This window comes from Pseudomonas sp. FSL R10-1339 (genome assembly GCF_009600545.1).
GTDB lineage: Bacteria > Pseudomonadota > Gammaproteobacteria > Pseudomonadales > Pseudomonadaceae > Aquipseudomonas > Aquipseudomonas bubulae.
Genome location: NZ_WIVQ01000206.1, coordinates 1 through 1,833, shown reverse-complemented (window position 1 = coordinate 1,833; position 1,833 = coordinate 1). Strand labels below are relative to the sequence as shown.

The window sequence follows — 1,833 nt, the reverse complement described above, 5'->3', positions numbered from 1 at the left end:
CGTCCACCGCTGGCTGTGGCCACACCCGGTACTCGGCCAGGCGACGCAGCACCTTGTCCCGAGCCACTTGTGCGCGTTGCGGGTGACGGTCGGGGCGCAAGCGGCTCGGCGCTTGTGGCAACACGGCGAGCAGGGCTGCCTCGGAACGGGTGAGCTGCTGCGGCGACTTGCCCAGATAAGCCCAACTGGCCGCAGCAACACCCTGCAGGGTACCGCCAAATGGCGCGCGATTGAGGTACAGCTCAAGAATCTGCGGCTTGCTCAGATGCCATTCCAGCTGAGCGGTGCGCCATAGCTGACGCAATTTGCCAGGCAACGTCCGCTCATGGGGATCGAGCAGGCGTGCAACCTGCATCGACAAGGTGCTACCGCCTGATAACACCCGCCCGCCGCTAAGGTTTTGCCAGGCCGCACGGCCCAGCGCCAGCGGGTTGACCCCGGGGTGTTGAAAGAACCAGCGATCCTCGTAGGTCAGCAAGGCATCCAGGTACAGCGGCGACACGTCTTCGACATGCACCGGGTAGCGCCACACACCGTTGGCATCGGCAAAGCGCCACAGTGGCGTGCCGTCTTCGGCCAGGACAACGCGGGCCTGGTCATCCTTGGGCAACGGCAGCGGCCAGATCCTGTCAGCCAGCCACAGCAACGTACACAGCGCCAGCAGGCCGCCAGCCGTCCAACCCAGTAATTTTTTGATCCCTGGCCCCACTCAAACTCACTCGCTACGCAACTTGCACCATGAATGGATGCCTAATGTGTATATCTGGCACAGTGGCCACCTTACTCATCGGAACCTGACCATGCACGTCGAAAGTTTTATTGGAAATCTTGGCCTGTGGCTGGGCACGCTGGTGCGTTTTATCGTCGAGACCCTGAACGGCCTGTTCGGCACCATCACTGAGGCAGGCAGCAACTTTGTCGACGGCATGGCCCGGGCGTTGGGCATGGACACCTCGATCATAAGCATTGCGGTGTTGATCATCGGCCTGTTGTTTTTGTACAACGCCGTGCGCGCCTTTATCCGCGCCTCGATCATCGGCGGTGTGATCTGGCTGGTGCTGGGGCTGTGGCTCTTGAGCTGGATCATCAGTTGAGCTCTTACTCCTGTGGGAGCGATGCGCCAAACCTGTAGCCGCTTTAGCCGCTGTGGCGGTTTAAGCGGTACATCGGGTACATATCCGGCATCTGCGGTTAACTGAAGTATCGGTTTCGCCCTTACGGCGAGTCCCTTTTTGAAGGACCAAAAAGGAACCAAAAAGTCCTCGCCCTACCATACGGCCGACTCGCCAAGGCTCGCCGGTTCCCTCTCTCCGGCACTGTTATGGGGGCACGCCGCGACGGGCCATCCATGGCCCATCGCGGCTGGCGCGGCGTCCTGCCGCGCCACCCCCATAACAGCACCTGCGCTCGGCCTTCTGTGAGGGGCATTCGCGTCGCCTGCACAATCGAGTGGCCACAACAAAAGCAAAAGCAAAAGCAAAAGCAAAAGCAAAAATTTTACCAACACCAACTCTTGTGGGAGCGGGCCTGCCCGCGATGCCAGCACTTTGTTCCTCCAGATAGAACGAGGTGCCTGCATCGCGGGCAAGCCCGGCTCCCACAGGGGAATATGTCGGTCGCAAATCCTGCATTCAAACAGGCCGGCCGGTCGGCCGCCTCGACGGCTGTTGATCTGCCCGCCCCATCGGGAGGCCGAGAGGAGGTTCTGCGCAGTGGGCCTCCCGGCATGGATGCCGGGAGAGCCGCGATGGGCCAAGGATGGCCCGTGGCGGCGTGCCCACGGAGCGGGACCGGAGCGAGGGAACCTGAGCGCAGCGAAGGCCGTACGCCAGG

At 61.9% G+C, this 1,833-nt stretch carries 2 protein-coding genes; one reads left to right on the top strand and one right to left on the bottom strand.

Features of this window, described 5'->3' with window-relative positions:
- Window positions 1-709 (bottom strand): transglycosylase domain-containing protein (locus GHO03_RS24355; protein ID WP_372241798.1); only part of this gene is annotated, 709 nt, incomplete at its 3' end.
- Between the two features lie 91 nt (window positions 710-800).
- Between GHO03_RS24355 and GHO03_RS24350 the strand changes: the two genes are divergently transcribed.
- Complete coding sequence (locus tag GHO03_RS24350) at window positions 801-1,094, top strand: hypothetical protein (protein ID WP_095001099.1); 294 nt, start codon at window positions 801-803, stop codon at window positions 1,092-1,094.
- The last annotated feature ends 739 nt before the right edge of the window (window positions 1,095-1,833 follow it).